The following is a 2,042-nucleotide window of genomic DNA, read 5'->3' on the forward strand; positions in this document are numbered from 1 at the left end:
TTGATGACTTCGTGGATGACACCGATCTGGCGGCGCGCATCAAAGCTGAATCGCCGCGGTAACAATGAGGCGGTTACGTTCAAGCCGATGCTTGTTGAAAATGAGATCACCGACGAGAACGGTGATGCGAAGTTCGGCATTCATTCTCTACGCCATGCGGCTGCCTCGCTGTTCATCGAGCAGAGCTGGAACCCGAAGAAGATCCAGACACTCCTCGGACACGCTTCGATCAACATGACGATGGACGTCTATGGCCATCTCTTCGAGAGTCCGGAAGAGGATGTCGCGATGTTCGAGAAGCTTGAGAGCGACCTGCTCAAAGCCAGCTAACTATCTGGATGGATTGAAAATCCTCGTGTCGGTGGTTCGATTCCGCCCCCGGGCACCATTTAAATAAGCAAAAACAGAGACTTGCAAGAAAGCCGGTCTAGCCATGTTGGCCGGATTCTCTCTTTCACATATCTTACACACTGTGACACATGTTTTGGGTGCGGTGTTGAGATGGCTGAAAAACACACGATTCTGGGCGGCAAGGTGCACGTCTACAAGCGACCAAACAGCTCTGTTTGGCAGTGTTCGACTTACATGCATGGTAAGAACCGACGCGTGAGCACCAAAGAGGAGAGCCTTGCCAAAGCCAAGGAGTTTGCCGAGGACTGGTATCTTGATCTGCGCGGGAAGAAGTCACGTGGAGAACTCGTTAGTGAAAAAACCTTCAAGCAGGCTGCCGAACGGTTTGAGAAAGAGTATGAGGTTGCGACGGCTGGCGAGCGCAACGAGGTGTATGTTCGCGGGCACAAGGCGCGATTGAAAAACCACCTTATCCCATACTTTGGTGATTTAGGATTGTCTCAGATCACGCCCGGCAAGGTGCAGGACTACCGCATCTTTCGGCTCAAGGAAGACCCTGACTTTAAGCCGCCGTCACGGTCGACAATGCACCATGAAATCGTGACCCTGCGCCAAGTGCTCAAGCTTGCGATCCGGCATGGCTGGCTAGCCGCACTCCCCGATCTTTCCGAACCATACAGAGCCTCGCACAAGGTGTCGCATCGTGCTTGGTTTTCTCCTGACGAGTACAAGACGCTGTATACGGCCACGCGCGAGAATGCGAAAAAGGCCGCCAACAAACCGTGGCGTCATTCGGCCGAGCAGTTGCACGACTTGATCCTCTTTATGGCCAACACTGGGCTGCGCCCCGACGAGGTCAACCGTCTTGAGTATCGAGATGTGTCGATTGTCGATGACGAAGCAACCGGCGAAACTATTCTGGAGATTGAAGTGCGCGGCAAGCGCGGCACTGGCTACTGCATGAGCATGTCGGGAGCAGTGGTGCCATTTCAGCGGATGCGTAAGCGTAACTCACCTGAGGCAACCGACCTCCTATTCCCCCACGACCATAAAAAGCAGTTCGATCGCATCCTATCCGAAACCGGTCTGAAAATTGATCGCGAAGGCAATCGGCGGTCGCTATACTCGTTGCGGCATAGCTACATCAGCTTCCGCCTTCTCGAAGGCGCAGACATCTATCAGATTGCCAAGAACTGTCGCACTTCGGTCGAAATGATCGAGAAGCATTATGCGGTTCATTTGAAGAACAGTATCGACACGCGTGCAGTCAATGTTCGCAGGAGCAACCGACGTTGAATTCTCTTAGAGGGCTCCCCTATTATTTTTTTATCCACAGAAATCTGAGTGCTGTTCCTGTATATATTCTTAAATGTGTATTCTTATATAGAATGAATTGCCAAATTGGCGTCTCCGAGATGACATCGTGGCATATCCAGAAGTGCCAAATTGGCACTTCTAGGCGTGCCGCTTACGGGCGGTCAGGTTAAGTTCGTACACGTTCGACTGCCCAAGACCTCGACGCTTCACCTTGAGGAAGTCAACTTCCTCAAGTTCTTTGATCCAACGAACAACGCTGCGCTTCCCTGGACCTGTCACGTCTTTGTGCCGCCCCAAGGTAAGCGGTGCGCCGTTCACACGTGATTGCCGTAATTCCAGGGCAGCAGCAGGTTGATATCGGTTTGTTTGTGCCC

Annotated in this window: 3 protein-coding genes; 2 read left to right on the forward strand and 1 reads right to left on the reverse strand. The window is 52.4% G+C overall.

Translation table 11 applies throughout. From position 1 onward, the window contains the following. Both BKY27_RS19510 and BKY27_RS19515 read left to right on the forward strand, forming a co-directional pair. A partial coding sequence (locus tag BKY27_RS19510; RefSeq protein WP_146636322.1) for a tyrosine-type recombinase/integrase occupies nucleotides 1-330 on the forward strand: 330 nt, incomplete at its 5' end. A gap of 171 nt (nucleotides 331-501) precedes the next feature. Further along, the gene (locus tag BKY27_RS19515) at nucleotides 502-1,647 is read left to right on the forward strand and encodes a tyrosine-type recombinase/integrase (protein ID WP_071676121.1); all 1,146 of its coding nucleotides are present in this window, start codon (nucleotides 502-504) and stop codon (nucleotides 1,645-1,647) included. A 159-nt stretch (nucleotides 1,648-1,806) separates the two neighbouring features. On the opposite strand, the gene BKY27_RS20465 is transcribed toward BKY27_RS19515, so the two are convergent. Then, nucleotides 1,807-2,042, reverse strand: a 236-nt coding sequence (locus BKY27_RS20465) for a hypothetical protein (protein WP_233491919.1), incomplete at its 5' end; no start/stop codon positions are given.

It is taken from the genome of Nioella nitratireducens (assembly GCF_001879715.1).
GTDB classification, from domain to species: Bacteria; Pseudomonadota; Alphaproteobacteria; order Rhodobacterales; family Rhodobacteraceae; genus Nioella; species Nioella nitratireducens.